Source organism: Collibacillus ludicampi, from assembly GCF_023705585.1.
Classification (GTDB): domain Bacteria; phylum Bacillota; class Bacilli; order Tumebacillales; family BOQE01; genus Collibacillus; species Collibacillus ludicampi.
In genome coordinates this window covers 466,564-482,276 of record NZ_BOQE01000001.1, presented here as the reverse complement: position 1 = coordinate 482,276, position 15,713 = coordinate 466,564, and the positions used below count along the sequence as shown (strand labels likewise).

At 47.4% G+C, this 15,713-nt stretch carries 15 protein-coding genes; 10 read left to right on the top strand and 5 right to left on the bottom strand.

Features of this window, described 5'->3' with window-relative positions:
* Positions 1-183: 183 nt before the first annotated feature.
* From DNHGIG_RS02580 to DNHGIG_RS02545, 7 genes are all read left to right on the top strand, one after another.
* Complete coding sequence (locus tag DNHGIG_RS02580; protein ID WP_282198192.1) at positions 184-2,289, top strand: heavy metal translocating P-type ATPase; 2,106 nt, start codon at positions 184-186, stop codon at positions 2,287-2,289.
* Between the two features lie 353 nt (positions 2,290-2,642).
* Positions 2,643-3,287 carry a bifunctional transcriptional activator/DNA repair enzyme AdaA gene (locus tag DNHGIG_RS02575; protein ID WP_282198191.1) on the top strand — a complete coding sequence of 215 codons (645 nt, stop codon included), beginning with the start codon at positions 2,643-2,645 and terminating at the stop codon, positions 3,285-3,287.
* A gap of 494 nt (positions 3,288-3,781) precedes the next feature.
* Entirely contained in the window at positions 3,782-4,054 is a 273-nt protein-coding gene (locus DNHGIG_RS02565; RefSeq protein ID WP_282198190.1) for a hypothetical protein, read from the top strand.
* Complete coding sequence (ssuC, locus tag DNHGIG_RS02560; RefSeq protein WP_282198189.1) at positions 4,051-4,836, top strand: aliphatic sulfonate ABC transporter permease SsuC; 786 nt, start codon at positions 4,051-4,053, stop codon at positions 4,834-4,836. Before DNHGIG_RS02565 ends, ssuC begins: the two co-directional genes overlap by 4 nt.
* 33 nt (positions 4,837-4,869) lie before the next feature.
* Positions 4,870-5,640, top strand: a complete 771-nt coding sequence (locus tag DNHGIG_RS02555; protein WP_282198188.1) for an ATP-binding cassette domain-containing protein — start codon at positions 4,870-4,872, stop codon at positions 5,638-5,640.
* 10 nt (positions 5,641-5,650) lie between these two features.
* Complete coding sequence (locus DNHGIG_RS02550) at positions 5,651-6,424, top strand: aliphatic sulfonate ABC transporter substrate-binding protein (protein WP_282198187.1); 774 nt, start codon at positions 5,651-5,653, stop codon at positions 6,422-6,424.
* On the top strand, positions 6,391-6,678 hold the full coding sequence (locus DNHGIG_RS02545; RefSeq protein WP_282198186.1) for a type 2 periplasmic-binding domain-containing protein: 288 nt from the start codon (positions 6,391-6,393) through the stop codon (positions 6,676-6,678). Before DNHGIG_RS02550 ends, DNHGIG_RS02545 begins: the two co-directional genes overlap by 34 nt.
* Before the next feature lie 209 nt (positions 6,679-6,887).
* On the opposite strand, the gene DNHGIG_RS02540 is transcribed toward DNHGIG_RS02545, so the two are convergent.
* On the bottom strand, positions 6,888-7,391 hold the full coding sequence (locus DNHGIG_RS02540; protein WP_282198185.1) for a sporulation membrane protein YtrI: 504 nt from the start codon (positions 7,389-7,391) through the stop codon (positions 6,888-6,890).
* A gap of 3 nt (positions 7,392-7,394) precedes the next feature.
* A complete protein-coding gene (locus tag DNHGIG_RS02535; protein ID WP_282198184.1) occupies positions 7,395-7,724 on the bottom strand; it encodes a YtrH family sporulation protein in 330 nt (109 codons plus the stop codon).
* Positions 7,725-7,902: 178 nt separating this feature from the next.
* Here DNHGIG_RS02535 and DNHGIG_RS02530 point away from each other — a divergent pair, with 178 nt between their 5' ends.
* Positions 7,903-9,516: a nitrite/sulfite reductase gene (locus DNHGIG_RS02530; RefSeq protein ID WP_282198183.1), complete on the top strand. Its 1,614-nt coding sequence runs from the start codon at positions 7,903-7,905 to the stop codon at positions 9,514-9,516.
* A 453-nt stretch (positions 9,517-9,969) separates the two neighbouring features.
* Here the strand turns inward: DNHGIG_RS02530 and DNHGIG_RS02525 are convergent, their stop codons facing one another.
* Positions 9,970-11,574, bottom strand: a complete 1,605-nt coding sequence (locus DNHGIG_RS02525; protein WP_282198182.1) for a sigma 54-interacting transcriptional regulator — start codon at positions 11,572-11,574, stop codon at positions 9,970-9,972.
* A 245-nt stretch (positions 11,575-11,819) separates the two neighbouring features.
* Between DNHGIG_RS02525 and DNHGIG_RS02520 the strand changes: the two genes are divergently transcribed.
* Positions 11,820-12,740 (top strand): proline dehydrogenase family protein, encoded by a 921-nt coding sequence (locus DNHGIG_RS02520; RefSeq protein WP_282198181.1) that lies wholly within the window; start codon positions 11,820-11,822, stop codon positions 12,738-12,740.
* A gap of 28 nt (positions 12,741-12,768) precedes the next feature.
* The gene (pruA, locus tag DNHGIG_RS02515) at positions 12,769-14,310 is read left to right on the top strand and encodes an L-glutamate gamma-semialdehyde dehydrogenase (RefSeq protein WP_282198180.1); all 1,542 of its coding nucleotides are present in this window, start codon (positions 12,769-12,771) and stop codon (positions 14,308-14,310) included.
* Positions 14,311-14,428: 118 nt separating this feature from the next.
* Here the strand turns inward: pruA and DNHGIG_RS02510 are convergent, their stop codons facing one another.
* Together DNHGIG_RS02510 and DNHGIG_RS02505 are read right to left on the bottom strand one after the other, a co-directional pair.
* On the bottom strand, positions 14,429-14,677 hold the full coding sequence (locus DNHGIG_RS02510; RefSeq protein ID WP_282198179.1) for a hypothetical protein: 249 nt from the start codon (positions 14,675-14,677) through the stop codon (positions 14,429-14,431).
* Between the two features lie 181 nt (positions 14,678-14,858).
* On the bottom strand, positions 14,859-15,605 hold the full coding sequence (locus tag DNHGIG_RS02505; protein ID WP_282198178.1) for a DUF1189 family protein: 747 nt from the start codon (positions 15,603-15,605) through the stop codon (positions 14,859-14,861).
* Positions 15,606-15,713 lie beyond the last annotated feature (108 nt).

Sequence of the window (15,713 nt, the reverse complement as noted above, 5' to 3'; positions counted from 1 at the left end):
AAAGGATAGAACAGATTTGAGAAGATCTCAATAATTTTTTGGTTCATCGTCATGAAAAATGGTTGACATTGAAAAAACACTCGTAATCCTCTATTGTTGTATGTTTCCATGGCAGTCTGATCGTCAAGGTGAAAAAGATACATGTGGATGTGCGCGCGACCTGATGGCAGGAGGTGATTCAAGATGGATGACATCTCGGCGGTTCAAAAACAATACCGATTAACAGGATTGACCTGAGCGGATTGTGCCGCGAAATTGGAGCGGCATGTCCAGGCGGTGCCTGGCGTAAAAGAGGCAAAATTGAATTTTGCAGCAGCAAAACTGACGATTGTCGGGGCAATCTCTGACGATGAATTGCAAAGAGAAATCAAGAAAGTGGAGAACGTCACCATTCATCCGGTGGGGGCTCCTGAATCCACGGTGAACAAGTCCTTTTGGGAATCCAATCGCAAGTCGATTACGGCGAGCGTATCTCTCATTACCTCGCTCATCGGTTTGATGTTTCAAGAGAACAGTGTTTCGGCCAAAACCTTCTTGCTCATTTCAATGGTTGCCGGTGGATATTCCGTCGCGATCAAAGGGATTCGGAATCTGCTTCGGTTGAACTTTGATATGAATGTCCTTATGAGCGTAGCGATCGTGGGGGCGTTGTTCATCGGGCAATGGAAAGAAGCGGCGGTCGTGGCGTTTCTTTTCTCTGTTAGCGAGATGCTTGAATCCTATTCCATGGAGAAAGCCCGGCAATCGATTCGCTCCTTGATGGACATCGCGCCAAAAGAGGCGACCGTCATTCGTAACGGAAAAGAATACAAAATTCCTGTCGAGGAGCTGATCGTAGGCGATGTCGTTTTGGTTAAACCCGGAGAGAAGATCGCGATTGATGGGGAAATCATTGACGGAACATCGTCGATCAATGAAGCGGCGATCACCGGTGAATCCATGCCGGTTGGAAAAAACATCGGCGACGCGGTTTACGCGGGAAGCCTCAACCAACAGGGCGCGATTCAAGTCCGCGTCAACAAATTGGTCGAAGATACTACGATTGCGAAAATCGTTCACTTGGTGGAAGAAGCACAAAACGAAAGAGCGCCTTCTCAAGCGTTCGTAGATACATTCGCCAAATATTATACGCCGATTGTCATGGCGTTGGCGGTCGCCGTTACGGTAATTCCTCCACTTTCAGGAGGTGATTGGAACCGTTGGGTTTACGAAGGATTAGCTCTCCTGGTTGTTGCGTGCCCTTGCGCGCTGATCGTTTCGACACCGGTGGCGATCGTGTCCGCGATCGGTTCTGCTGCGAAAAACGGTGTTTTGATTAAAGGCGGCGTGTTTTTGGAGGAGGCGGGCAACCTGAAAGCTATCGCATTCGATAAAACCGGAACGCTAACCAAAGGTGAACCGGCCGTCACAGATATCGAAACAGTGAGCAGAAAGAACCAGCTCGATATTCTAGAAATAGCAGCGAGACTGGAGAAATTGTCCGAACATCCGTTGGCAAAAGCGATCGTGCATAAAGCGGAAGAAAACAACATGTCTCCGCATCCGGCAGAAGGTTTCGCGGCAATCACGGGGAAAGGCGCTTCGGGAAGAATTGGAGGGGAAACGTACTATATCGGAAATCCTCGTCTGTTTGAAGAGCTTCACGGGGATCTCTCCTTGATTGAAGAGCGGATCTCGTCGCTGCAAGAGCAGGGTAAGACTGTTATGATCCTAGGAACTAAAGAAAAGATTCTCGGCTTGATCGCGGTTGCGGATCAAGTCAGGGAGCAAAGCGTCGAAGCTGTTCGTGAATTAAAAAACGCGGGTATCGAAAAAACCATTATGCTCACCGGCGATAACAACAAAACGGCAGCTACGATTGCCAAGCGGGTTGGCGTTGACGAATATCATGCTGAATTGTTACCGCAAAACAAATTGGAGAAAATCAAGCAGCTGCGCGACAAATATGGAAAAGTTGCGATGATTGGGGATGGGATGAATGATGCTCCGGCACTTGCTTCCGCGACGGTAGGGATCGCAATGGGAGGCGTGAGTACGGATATCGCCTTGGAAACCGCGGATATCGCGTTAATGTCAGACGATCTGTCCAAACTTCCTTTTACCATTCGCCTCGGCCGCAGTGCAGTGCGCGTCATAAAACAAAACATCTCGTTTGCATTAATCACGAAGTTAATGGCTGTCCTTTTGGTTTTTCCGGGATGGCTTACACTCTGGTTGGCAATCCTCGCTGATATGGGTGCGACCATACTGGTTACGTTGAATGGGTTACGGTTATTAAAAATTCGATAATGTAACCCATAATGCTTCATTTTGGACAAACTTGTACTTGCATATTTTGAAAGCTATTCATGTCGGCTGGTAATGATCCAAAATTGCGTAAAGAAATGCCTTATTTTGACGCAAAAATGACGGGTGTCACGTTGTAGAGGAACTCGCTATTGACTCACCTCTTGACGTGACACTGCCTCCCACTCTACGTATCGGCCGAAGGTTTCCACGAAACGCCTTTTTTATAACCATAACGATCCATTCTTAGGTTTAACATAAAATGATTCCGTGTGATTTTGAAATCTTGCTTTTATATTCGTGGAAACGTACGCGCGGCAATCTACCAAGGTATACTTTGTGTGGAGGTGATCCAAATGAAGAATAAAACACAGCAAGAACATGAGAATATTCAAATGGTACCTCAGAACGCTAATGAAGTAGTTACGGGTGAGGAAAGTATTACAGACGAAATGTGGCAAGCGATCGTGAACAACGATTCGTCCTACGATGATAAATTTTTTTACGCCGTAAAGACGACAGGTATTTTTTGCCGTCCTTCTTGTAAATCCAGGCCTCCCAAAATTGAAAATGTACGCATCTTTCAAAATGTACAGCAGGCCCTATCGGAAAATTTTCGCCCATGCAAACGATGCAAACCGACCGGACAACGGTTGCCGGATGAAGAATGGGTGGACCAAATCACACAATTCATTGACACGAATTACGGTGAAACTTTAACGCTGGAAACATTGGCAGACATGTGTCATGGCAGTCCCTATCATTTGCATCGTACGTTTAAACGGATCAAAGGGATAACCCCGGCCGAATATATCCAGCAAACGAGAATTTCCAAAGCCATTCAGTATCTTACCACTTCGGATAAAACCATTACAGAAATTTCTCTGGCAGTAGGCATTCCCAATACAGCTTACTTTATAACCTTGTTTAAGAAGAAAACGGGTCATACGCCGACAGATTATCGCCGATTAAATCGCAATAAAATAACCATGGAGTGTTAGACAGTGGAGACAAAAAGTAACCAAACGGTTTATTGGACTTTGTTTGTTTATGAACAATGGCAAATGTATATAGCTGCGACATCAAATGGACTTTGTTACGTGGGCTCTCAGAACCGACCAGCGGAACAAAAGCTAAGGGCACGAATATCGAGACGATATCCTATGTGCCTGTAAAAAGGCAAGTGCCGCTTTTTGAAGTCACTCTTTTTCACGAAAAAAGATTTTTCAAAAGATGGGTTGACAAAACGAAAGAGTGAAAGGTAAGATAAGGAACACAAACAATTTCATTAAATAAATCTGATTAGTCGGAATAAAGCTGTGGCTGACTGGACCACCAGAAGCCCCCTGATTTACGGCATGAAAGCCGTATATCAGGGGGCTTGTCTTTTGAAAAGGGGGAATCGCTTCTTGGACAGTTTATTCTCTCTAGTTACGCGAAAGATGCGGTATTTCCATTCCAGACTTAAAGAAGACGCAACGGGAGGTTGAGAAACATGAAGGTATTCTTGTTTTTACCAACGCATGAGAACGGACAGTATTTAGGAACGACTGTGAGGGGAAGGGCGACCGATTACGACGATCTTCGTCAGATTGCACAGGCGTCCGATTCGCTCGGATATGGCGGGAGATTGGTACCGACGGGAAGATCGAACTTCTACAAGGAAAGTAGGGGAATGCTCGAAATCAGTCCCAATTTGTGGGATGGATCATTTGGAGAAATCGTTGCCCTTAAGCACCTTCCGAAGTATAAGGAGGCGTTGGTATGAAACGGGACGATATCGGTCGATGGTTCGCGAATCGGGGGGTGCCATGGCTGCTTCCGGCGTTGCTGGTGTTGGCTTGGCAGTGGCTCGCCCAATCCGGTTGGTTGTCTGTCAAAATCCTGCCGGCGCCCACCCAAGTGGTTGCCGCCGCTTGGCAACTGGTTAGTAACGGGGAACTGTTCCAGCACATGTCCATAAGTTTTGAACGGGCGATTATGGGATTCCTGATTGGGGGCAGTCTCGGGTTTGCACTGGGATTGGCAAATGGTGTATTTCGGTTTGCGGAACGATTGTTTGACACCACGATCCAGATGATACGCAATATCCCGCATCTGGCGATGATTCCGTTGGTCATCCTCTGGTTTGGCATCGGCGAGCAAGCCAAACTGTTTCTGGTGTCACTTGGGGTTTTGTTTCCCGTGTATGCAAATACGTTACACGGCATTCGAAACGTGGATCCGGGTCTGCTTGAGATGGGGAAAGTATACGGATTGAATGCCTGGCACCTTTTTTGGAAGATCTTGTTACCCGGTGCACTTCCCTCAATCCTCGTCGGGGTGCGGTACGCACTCGGGATTATGTGGTTGACTTTAATTGTAGCGGAGACCATCGCTTCAGACAAAGGAATTGGATATATGGCCATGAACGCACGTGAGTTCATGCAGACGGACGTAGTGGTACTAAGCATCTTGTTGTATGCCCTGTTTGGAAAATTGGCTGACGTGATTGTCAAATTTGTTGAGAAGCGATGGTTGAGGTGGCATTCCGTTTATCAAAATTTGTAAGTTTTCAACCATGGAACAGGAGGAGGAAAGGTTATGAAATCGGACGGTTATGGATCGCACTTGAAGATTGAACAGCTGCAGAAAAGCTTCGGATCGAACGAAGTATTGCGCGGTCTTAACCTGGAAGTGGAACCGGGGGAATTCGTTGCGATCATCGGGAGAAGCGGATGTGGGAAAAGCACCTTGTTGCGTCTGATTGCCGGGCTGGATACGGCATATGCGGGCAGCATCCTGCTGGATGGCCAACCCCTACAGGGACTCAATTCGCAGGCGCGGGTCATGTTTCAAGATTCCCGATTGCTGCCGTGGAAAAGGGTGATGGAAAACGTCGGACTCGGCCTGAGGGGTGATTGGCGAGAAAGAGCGAAACGCGCTCTTCAGCAGGTGGGTTTGGCTCATCGATCCGATGAGTGGCCTTCTGTCTTGTCCGGAGGGCAGCGACAGCGGGTGGCATTAGCTCGAGCGCTGGCAAGTGAGCCACGCCTGCTCTTGCTCGATGAACCGTTAGGAGCATTGGACGCGTTGACCCGGATTGAGATGCAACGGTTGATCGAACGTCTTTGGTTGGATCTAAGATTCACGGCGTTTATGATTACCCATGATGTGGAAGAAGCGGTCACATTAGCCGACCGGGTGTTATTGATTGAAGACGGGACATTTACGATGGATCTGCCCATACATCTGCAGCGGCCCCGCCAACGAGGCCACGCAGCGTTTGCGGAAATCGTTGATAAAATTTTGAAGCGAATCATCGGAGAAGAAGAAAGAACTCCGCTTCGGCTGATGGAGAATCACGCGGGATGAGGAGGGTGTCATGAAAGGTAAAAAAATATTTTCCGGGTTGAGCTTGCTGGTTCTGCTTTTGGTGTTTGCAACCGCATGTGGAAATGGGGGTGCGACGGGTGCGGCGAAACAATCCGGGCCCTCCTCGAAAAACGGAGAGTCCTCGACCCAGCAGGGGAATCAGGGGGACTGGCCGAAAGAATTACGCATTGGGTATCAAAAATCTTCCCTTCTTCTTTTTGTCAAGCAAAAGCGAAGCATCGAGGAGAGGTTGTCGTCGCATGGAGTACATGTAAGCTGGTTTGAGTTCCAATCTGGCCCACCTCTATTGGAAGCACTGAATGCGGGAAAAATTGATATCGGGTATTCGGGCGGAGCGCCTGCTGTGCTTGCGGAAGCCAATCCCGGGTCGCAATTGGTGTATCTGGCTTATGAACCAGAAGTGGCAAGAGCAATCGTCGTGCCGAAAAACTCTACCATTCACAGCTTGTCGGATCTCAAAGGGAAAAAGGTGGCTTTTGCCAAGGGATCCAGCGCCCATTATACGTTGCTTTCCGCTTTAGCAACCGTCGGTTTGAGCATTTCGGATATTACACCGGTCAATTTGCAGCCATCCGATGCGAGGACAGCGTTTGAACGCGGAGATGTGGACGCTTGGGTCATCTGGGATCCCTATTTGGCGGACGCGGAGGAGCATGCGGGGGCCAGAATACTCCGGATGCGAAGGGTTTGCCTCGCCAATATGGATTTATCCTGGGAAGACGGGAATATGTGCAGCAATATCCTGAAATTCAGAACCTGTTAATTCAAGAGTTGAGCAAGATACATCAGGAAATTCAGGTGAACCCCAGACAGGCAGCGACACAATTTTCTATTGACACCAAAATTCCGGAAGTGATTTGGCGACGAACCTTGGAAAGGCGAGAATACGGCGAGTATCCACTGACTGCTGACGTAGTGGCAGCACAGCAGTGCATCGCAGATACTTTCTTTGAAGCAGGACTGATTCGCCAAAAGATTCGGATACAAGATGCCATGTTAACATCCGACCAAAAATGAATAAATGATATGAGTCTGAAATAGGTATTTATGAATCGGGGATCGGAAAGGACTTCAAACGAATCAAAGAATTATTGAAGAAATAATGGGTGAATCGACCGGTTCACCGGAGGCTCCGAGTTAAAGAAACGGCTCTTGGTCTGGGAAGATATTTCATATTCCATCTCAAAAATGTGAGAACATAAGAGAAGGACACGTGAACAAACATGTTAAGAGGCTGGAGCCTCTTTTTCTACGACCACCCACAGCTTGAGAATTTCGCCGATCGTCGCTGCTTGATACTTGATACGATATGAATTGTTATTCACTTGAACCTTTTGATCATTAATCAATTCACGGATCAAATCATCAGGTTTCATATCATCGCCGGATTTCTTGTCAATCCATGTCAGATCCTGCTCAATCAATGGTTTCGTTTTTTGCGTGATGAATTTATAAATGGCGAGTTTTGTAAAATCATCGAGCTCTCCATCCTTACCTTGTATATGAACTTCGACTTTGCGGATCCGGCGGATACTTTGGCGTTTTTTCTGCGCGAGTTCCTTTTCCACTGATTCATTGATCTCTTTCAGTTGTTCGTTCTCTACTTTAAGCTGGGCGATTTTGGCGTAGAGTTGTTCTACATCATGTCCCTTAATAGCGACAAGTGAAGCGGAACCGGCGATGAATCCAATAACAAACACAGCGGCAAACCCCTTGATTTGTCTTCTCATGCTTCATCCTTCTTCATAACCGTATGCCAGCCATTTGATTAACAGATATCCGGTTTGGCTACCGAGGAAAGCGGCCATTAAAAAGGAAAATTGTTTGACAACGGGTGATAGTTTCCACCCAAATACCCCATCCGCGATTTCTTTTAAAGTATCCATCGAACCGCCAAGTGCAGCTACGAGTGCCCAAATCTTCAATTGGTCAGCGAGGCGTACCATCGTGTACATAGGAGGGTGATGAGTGAGCAGGGCGCCGACAGCACCGACGAGGGAACCTCCTAACATCAACCCGAGTGCCACCGTAAAATCGAGAACTAATGTAGAAAGAAAACTCATGCGGTTCTCACCGTCCCCCGTATCTTCTCTAAACAAAAGATATGAGGAAGAGAAGGGAGACATGCATACAGTAACATTATTCTGAAAATCCCTATAGACATTCTTGAGTTTGTATCGTATAGTATACGTATCGAAAATCAATCCGCACTTATTTGGTCGGAAAAGGGGGCTATATCCGGTGGCTTATGAGGCGAAATGGGCGAATGATCCGTCGAAACTTAACAAAACGGAACTTTTAAAGCTGGAAAAAGACGGATTAGATGTATTCGAAGACATCTATCGATATTCGAAATTAGGTTTTGATGCGATTACACCAGAAGATTTTGACCGGTTCAAATGGGCGGGCGTGTATCAACAAAAACCGAAAAAAGGACACTTCATGATGCGGGTGCGGATCCCATCAGGGATTTTGACTTCAGAACAAGCGCGTACATTAGCGGGGATCAGCCGTGATTTTGGGCGGGGTCTTGTGGATGTTACGACACGTCAATCGGTTCAATTCCACTGGCTAACCATCGAAAATATCCCGGCTATTTTTGAAAGACTTGCCTCAGTAGGCTTGTCTTCCACAGAAGCGTGCGGAGACTGCCCTCGTAACATCGTAGGGAATCCGCTTGCCGGGATCGATCCGAATGAATTAATAGACACGCGACCGATTGTCAAAGAAGTGGCGGACTTTTTCTTGGGCAACAGAGATTTTTCGAATTTGCCGCGCAAATACAAAATATCGATCTCTGCAAATATCTATAACGCAGGTCATGCAGAAATCAATGACTTGGCTTTTACACCCGCGACGAAAGAGATCGACGGAGAAGAAGTCGTCGGCTTCCATGTATGGGTAGGCGGCGGTTTGTCTGCCAAACCGTTTCTCGCGAAACAACTGGATGTTTTTGTACGACCGGAGGAAGTGCTCAAAGTAGCCATCGGCGTGACGACAATCTTCCGCGATTTCGGATATCGCGAGAAGCGCAATCATGCACGTTTGAAATTCCTGGTGAACGACTGGGGGCCGGAAAAATTCCGCGAAGAGCTGTTGAAGCTCACGGGCGAACTGCCAACCCGCGGCGTCGACCGCGTTGTCGGATGGAATGCAGGCTATTTTACAGGTGTGCATAAACAGAAACAGCCAGGGCTTAACTATGTGGGCCTTTCGGTTCCCGTCGGTCGCATGAACGCAGATGAATTGGAAGAATTGGCTCGCTTGGCCGATGTGTATGGCGACGGTACGGTACGTACATGTAACTCACAGAATGTTGTGATTCCCGGCATACCCGATGAAAAGCTGACAGCGTTCCTCGGTGAAAAGTTGCTGGAACGTCTCACTCCATTTCCAAAGACGTTCATCGGCCATGCGGTATCCTGTACGGGGATCGAGTTCTGCAACTTGGCGCTCGTGGAAACGAAAGAACGTATGCGCGAAATCGCAACGTATCTTGATGAACATGTACAACTGGATACACCGATTCGCCTGCATGTGAACGGTTGCCCGAACTCATGCGGACAGCAGCAAGTTGCCGATATCGGTCTACAGGGATCACTCATGAAAACGGAAAATGGGATGGTCGACGCGTTCGATCTTTCCGTAGGGGGTACTCTCGGGCCGGGCGCCACATTTAACACGAAGCTGAAAGGTCGCATTCCTGCCGATCAAGTCGCACCTGTATTGGCACGACTCATAACCTTCTATAAAGAAAATCGTTTGGAAGGCGAACCGTTCCACGCCTATGTGAAACGCGTCGGGGTACAAACCATACAGGAACAGTTGGACGACATCTTGGCGGCACACGTGTAAAGTCTATCAATAATGTCATAGAAAACAAGCCTAGGTGATAGACTGACACCGTATAATGAGACAAGGAAAAACACCTCCCTGAATCACGAGTCATTCGGTCGATTGAGAGGAGGTGTTTTTTCAACTCCTTCATAACAAGATACGCCAACAAAAGAGTGACAAGTGTTTTCAGCGGAAAGAGAAGTTTGAGGCTGCCACAAGCAACGAAATAGCTTTTGGGTGGATTGTATCGCTTTGCGGCGCAGAGGTGAGTTGAAGGTCGTTCCGCTTCCTTTATACCGCTAAGAGGAATATGCTTTGCGCGTAATAGCGACCATGGAGGTCGTCTTGCAACATTTGTTTATGATTCCATGCAAGACGACCTCCACGGAGCATGAGCGCAAAGCATATTCCTCAATGACGACCTTCATCGAACCCAAGCGCAAAGTGATACACCCACCCAAGCACTTATTATCATAGTAATCCGTATTGTTTCATCTTGTTATAAAGCGTGCCCCGTGAGATCCCCAACATTCTAGCGGCGGCCGATTTGTTTCCGTAAGTTTTCTGCAAGGCGGAGAGGATCGCACTCTTCTCCGCGATTTCACTCGATTGCTGTAAAGTCGTTTCTCCTGTCGCCGGACTTGGAACCAACTCAGTTGTTCGAACCGGCGGTTCTTCTTGTAAAGAGGGTCCTTGCATCGAGAGCGGAAGATGCTCTTTGCGAATCCATTCTCCCTCGTGCAAAATAATCAGCCGTTCAATGACGTTACGCAATTGCCTGATATTTCCCGGCCAATGATAATTCATGAAGATAACGATCACTTCGGGGTCGAAACGCGGCATAGGCTTCCCGTATTGTTGCGCAAATTCTTTGGCGAACAGTTGTACGAGCTCCGGAATATCTTCCACACGCTCGCGTAATGGAGGAATCTCCAGTGAAACCACATTGAGACGATAATAAAGATCCTCACGGAAGTTTCCTTTTTTCACTTCTTCCTCTAAAGCGCGATTCGTTGCGGCCACAATGCGCACGTTCACTTGAATCGGCTGTGTCCCTCCCACGCGGTAGACCACTTGATCCTGCAATACGCGCAACAACTTGACTTGCATATCGAGAGGCAATTCTCCAACCTCATCAAGGAACAGGGTTCCCCCATGTGCCAATTCCAGTTTCCCCGGCTTACCTTTGCGGTCCGCACCGGTGAATGCGCCTCCTTGGTAACCGAACAACTCACTTTCAAACAATGCGGCAGGGATCGCACCGCAATTGATCGCGACGAAAGGGCCTTCTCGCCGCGGGCTTGCCGAATGAATGGCGTGTGCAAACAATTCTTTGCCCACACCCGATTCGCCGCTGATGAGCACGGTGGCATCTGTAACCGCGACCCGTTTCGCCAGTGAGATCGCATGTGTGATGGCTGGTCCACTGCCTTTAATCTTGTGAAACGGCTGGTTATTCGGGGCCAATTCCTGTTCGAGATCTCGCAACTGGGCGGACGTGCTAAACAATTCATTATGCAACCGCACGAGTTTCGTCACATCCTGCTCGGATGCGAGCGCACCGATGATCTCTTGCCCTTGAAAAACAGGAGATGCATTGACGAGCACATGTGTGCCTGGGCGGGGTTCATGATAGATCTGCCGAATGTTTCTGCCTTCATCAAGAATCCTGGCGATCATCAATGATTTCCATTCGAATCGGTGAATCGATTGTCCTACGATCGATGGATTGGAAATGGCGTACAAATCTTCCGCCGATTTGTTCCAATGAGTAACGATTCCGTTATGATCGACGACGGTAACCGCTTCTGATATCGTATCGAGCAACGTTTCAAAAAACGCTTGCGTTTTCGCCCAGGCTTCCGCCACGCGTGGTAACACCCGGGTGACGGAGAGAATGCCGATAGGATGACCGTTTTCGTCCGTTACGAGAAAATCGGGTGTGTCTTCGCGAACGAGTCGGATCCATTCCATAAACGGGGTGGTGGAACGTACGGTTGGATAGTTTGAAACTGAAGGATCATTTATAAGAGTTTCCATCCAATCGGCTACAGTCGTGTGTAATAAGGATGACATGTTCCTTCACCTCATATCTATTGTACAAAGATACTGTGTTTTAAACAATTCTGTACAAAAAAATAAACAATACAATACATATGTTCATATTTTTGAACACTTGGTATGGAAATGTTCTTTCACTTTCAGAGAGAGGTAACCTTGTTATGTTGGCACGGATTTTGCTTGTTTAATGGTCAGAGAGTTGCTCATGAACCTGAATCAACGTGTGATTTCCTTGTTTCACTTGGAAAGGAGCTTCCCATATGGAAGAACTTATGAGAAATGTCTTTCTGTATCTTTCAAAAAATCAGGGGTTGAACCATGCCGCCAAAAAGTGGGGGCTTCGTTTCGGAGCCAGCCGGTTTGTAGCGGGAATGACCATACCGGATGCGATTCGCGCCGTCAACGATCTGAATCGCAAAGGGATCGTTGCCACATTGGACCATCTTGGGGAATTCGTGACCTCCCGTGAGGAAGCGAATGAATCGGCAGATTATTGCATTCGCACATTGGATGCGATCGCCGATGCAGGCGTCAAGTCGAATCTGTCGCTCAAATTAACTCAGTTAGGGCTCGATATCGATAAGAATCTGTGCATGCGGAACATGCGCCGGATTCTCGACGTAGCCCAATCCCATGACAATTTTGTGCGCATCGATATGGAGGATTACGCACACAACGAAGTGACGATCTCTATCTTCAAAGAGTTGCGCAGAGAGTACGGGAAACATGTCGGACTCGTGCTTCAGGCGTACCTGTACAAAACGGAAAAAGATATCGATGACCTGCATGAGTTCCGTCCCAATTTGCGATTGGTGAAGGGAGCGTATAAAGAGCCGAAAGAAGTGGCGTTCCCGTTGAAGACGGATGTGGATAAAAACTTTATCAAAATCATTGAAAAACATCTGCTGTTGGGTAACTATGCGGCAGTTGCCACCCATGATGAAGCTGTGATCCAGCATGTGAAAGCATTTACCGAAAAGCATAACATTCCCCGCAGCCAGTTCGAGTTTCAAATGTTGTATGGGATCCGTACGGGGCTGCAGGAACAACTGGCGAAAGAAGGATATACCATGCGGGTGTATGTACCGTACGGAAATGACTGGTATGGGTATTTCATGCGCCGATTGGCGGAGCGCCCAGCGAATGTGGCGTTCGTCATCAAAAGCATGTTTAAAAATTAAATAAACAGGATACGAGGAGGTTATCATCATGATCGAATTTAAAAATGAACCTTTCACAAATTTTGCAGATCCGGCAAACCGAGCAGCTATGGAAGCGGCGCTTGCGTCGGTTAAAGAGCAACTGGGAAAAGAGTATCCGTTGGTGATCGGCGGTGAAAAGATCTTTACGGAAAAGAAAATTAAATCGATCAATCCCGGAAACGTCGATCAAGTCGTAGGGCTTGTGTCCAAAGCGGATCAAAAATTGGCGGAAAAAGCGATGCAAGTGGCTCTTGAGACGTTTGAAACATGGAAGCTTGTCGACCCTGTGACGCGCGCCGGTTATTTGTTCAAAGCCGCAGCGGAGCTTCGACGCCGTAAATTTGAATTTTCCGCGTATCTCGTCTATGAAGTAGGCAAAAACTGGGCAGAAGCGGATGCAGATACGGCAGAAGCGATCGACTTCATGGAGTTCTACGGTCGTGAAATGCTGCGTCTCGCAGAACGCCAACCGCTCACGCCGTACCCGGGTGAAGACAATCGTTTGACATACATCCCGCTCGGAGTCGGTGTTGTGATTCCGCCTTGGAACTTCCCGTTGGCCATCATGTGCGGAATGACGACGGCTGCACTGGTTTCCGGCAATACGGTTCTTTTGAAACCGGCTTCCACGGCACCTGTGATTGCGGCAAAATTTGTTGAACTCCTGGAGAGCATCGGGATGCCGGTAGGTGTTGTGAATTACATCCCCGGTTCCGGCTCAGAGATCGGTGATTTCCTGGTCGAACATCCGAAAACCCGTTTCATCTCGTTCACCGGTTCCCGCGATGTGGGCTTACGCATTAACGAATTGGCAGCAAAAATTCAGCCTGGGCAAATTTGGATCAAGCGATTCGTCGGTGAATTGGGCGGTAAGGATGGTATCGTGGTCGATGCGTCCGCCGATCTGGATGCAGCGGCAGAAGGCATCGTAACGTCTGCATTTGGCTTCCAAGGGCAAAAATGTTCAGCAGGTTCCCGCGCCATCATTCATAAGGACGTATATGACGCAGTTGTCGAGAAAGTGATTGAACGGGTAAAAGCTTTGCAAGTAGGTCCTGCGGAGGAAAACTATCCGGTAGGTCCTGTGATCGACCAAGCAGCATATGAGAAGATCCTGGAATACATCGAGATCGGTAAAGAGGAAGGGAAACTCGTTGCGGGAGGAGGAAAAGCGGAAGGAAACGGATATTATATCCAGCCGACTGTTTTCGTAGATGTTCCCCATCAAGCGCGTATAATGCTTGAGGAAATCTTCGGTCCTGTACTTGCGATCACGAAAGTGGATTCTTTTGAAGAAGGAATTAATGTCTTTAACAACACAGAATACGGGCTGACAGGTTCCGTCTACTCGAACGACCGGGAGCATCTTGAATATGCGCGTACCCATATGCATTGCGGAAACCTCTACTTCAACCGCAAGTGTACGGGTGCTCTCGTAGGCGTTCATCCGTTCGGCGGGTTCAACATGTCCGGTACGGACAGCAAGGCAGGCGGTCGTGATTATCTGCTCCTTTTCACACAAGCGAAAGTGGTTAGTGAAAAACTGTAAGGAGAATCAAAGACCCCCAGGCGCGACAGTTGCTTGGGGGTTTTTTACGGACTGTGACCAAGGATCATCACCATACTGACAATCACCAAAATTTTTCATGATTTTCATCTTTGGAGTATCATATATGAAGCGCGTTGCGGACGATATTTGCAAATGCGTTGATGCGATGGCGCTTTTTCTTGCGTAACGCCATTCGCTCCCTTAAGTACGAGAACCGGTTATCCAACAGAATCGTTTTTTCCTTACTGTGAATCACATTCGTATGTTCTTGAGAAGGCGTTTCCGTAGAGACCGTCGGCTGATCTTTTACATTGAAGAGTTGGAGTTCCTGCGGATCAAGCACTTTTAACGTTTCGTAGTACCTCATATCCTCACTCCTCTTCACATCTCTTTTCATCTTCGTTATTACACTATTCATTCGCAAAATGGTTTGTCGTTTCCTTTGTAAAAACTAGAGAAGTTTTGTCGTATCGTGTAAACGTTCACAAAAAAAGAGACTAACAAAGCTATGAACATGCTTGTTAGCCAGTTTGCCCGACATGTACAGTTTAGCGATTCGCTGTAGATTTAAAGCTGATCACGCCATGATAGATATACGTAAAAATAGCAACCCAAAAGGCTAGGGTCAGCCAAGAGGAATTGATCAGTCCGTTGACAAAGCTGATAAGAAAAGCAGGTACGAGGGCGAACCCCGAGATCAACCATGCTTGTCTATAAGTAAGAGAAATTCTTCCCAATGATGCGAACAACAAGGCAATCAGGGAGAACAGTGTAACTAAAACAAACTTGCCGATGATCGTCAAGAGTTCCCAACAAATGATGAGTGTGACTAAAAACGAATGCAGATACGGGATATACTGTTTGAGTTTCTCCTTATCGAAAGGATCAAGATGGAATTTATTATAAGTCATCTCTTGCAAACCGCGCGTACTACTGTAAGCATATATGGAAGTTTTCCCGAATACTACGGTAGATACCGTGTCGGTCGGGATATTCGGACGATCATGCAACGTATCAATAATCACCTGATTTTGTGGGTCATCCGATAACTGAATCGGTGCAGATTGTTGCACGTGCAACTCCTTCCCGTCAAACGTGAAAGAGGGTACTTTTTGATCGTAATTTTGAAGCAGTGACATGATCTGTTGATTCGTTCCTTTTATGAGAATCACACCGTTGAACAATGCGAGTACGGTGAAAAAGAGCAGAAATATACCAATGGCATTCCCGAGTTTGACGTTCGTCATTTCCTTGTAGGCACTTGGACGAAAGATGCTTGACCAAATAAGATTCAATCTCATTCCCCCTCATTGTAATCCATCATACACTTTATCATAGTTTAACGTTTCACGCACGTGGAAGGGAGGAACGGTTGCTATCTTGAAAATGAGTGCTTGGGTGGG

What these genes read in the sequence shown, in the direction of transcription:
- DNHGIG_RS02575 (WP_282198191.1), top strand. Translation starts at nt 2,643, where the DNA reads ATGAAGAATAAAACACAGCAAGAACATGAGAATATTCAAATGGTACCT.
- DNHGIG_RS02565 (WP_282198190.1), top strand. Translation starts at nt 3,782, where the DNA reads ATGAAGGTATTCTTGTTTTTACCAACGCATGAGAACGGACAGTATTTA.
- ssuC (WP_282198189.1), top strand. Translation starts at nt 4,051, where the DNA reads ATGAAACGGGACGATATCGGTCGATGGTTCGCGAATCGGGGGGTGCCA.
- DNHGIG_RS02555 (WP_282198188.1), top strand. Translation starts at nt 4,870, where the DNA reads ATGAAATCGGACGGTTATGGATCGCACTTGAAGATTGAACAGCTGCAG.
- DNHGIG_RS02550 (WP_282198187.1), top strand. Translation starts at nt 5,651, where the DNA reads ATGAAAGGTAAAAAAATATTTTCCGGGTTGAGCTTGCTGGTTCTGCTT.
- DNHGIG_RS02540 (WP_282198185.1), bottom strand. Translation starts at nt 7,391, where the DNA reads ATGAGAAGACAAATCAAGGGGTTTGCCGCTGTGTTTGTTATTGGATTC.
- DNHGIG_RS02535 (WP_282198184.1), bottom strand. Translation starts at nt 7,724, where the DNA reads ATGAGTTTTCTTTCTACATTAGTTCTCGATTTTACGGTGGCACTCGGG.
- DNHGIG_RS02525 (WP_282198182.1), bottom strand. Translation starts at nt 11,574, where the DNA reads ATGTCATCCTTATTACACACGACTGTAGCCGATTGGATGGAAACTCTT.
- DNHGIG_RS02520 (WP_282198181.1), top strand. Translation starts at nt 11,820, where the DNA reads ATGGAAGAACTTATGAGAAATGTCTTTCTGTATCTTTCAAAAAATCAG.
- pruA (WP_282198180.1), top strand. Translation starts at nt 12,769, where the DNA reads ATGATCGAATTTAAAAATGAACCTTTCACAAATTTTGCAGATCCGGCA.
- DNHGIG_RS02510 (WP_282198179.1), bottom strand. Translation starts at nt 14,677, where the DNA reads ATGAGGTACTACGAAACGTTAAAAGTGCTTGATCCGCAGGAACTCCAA.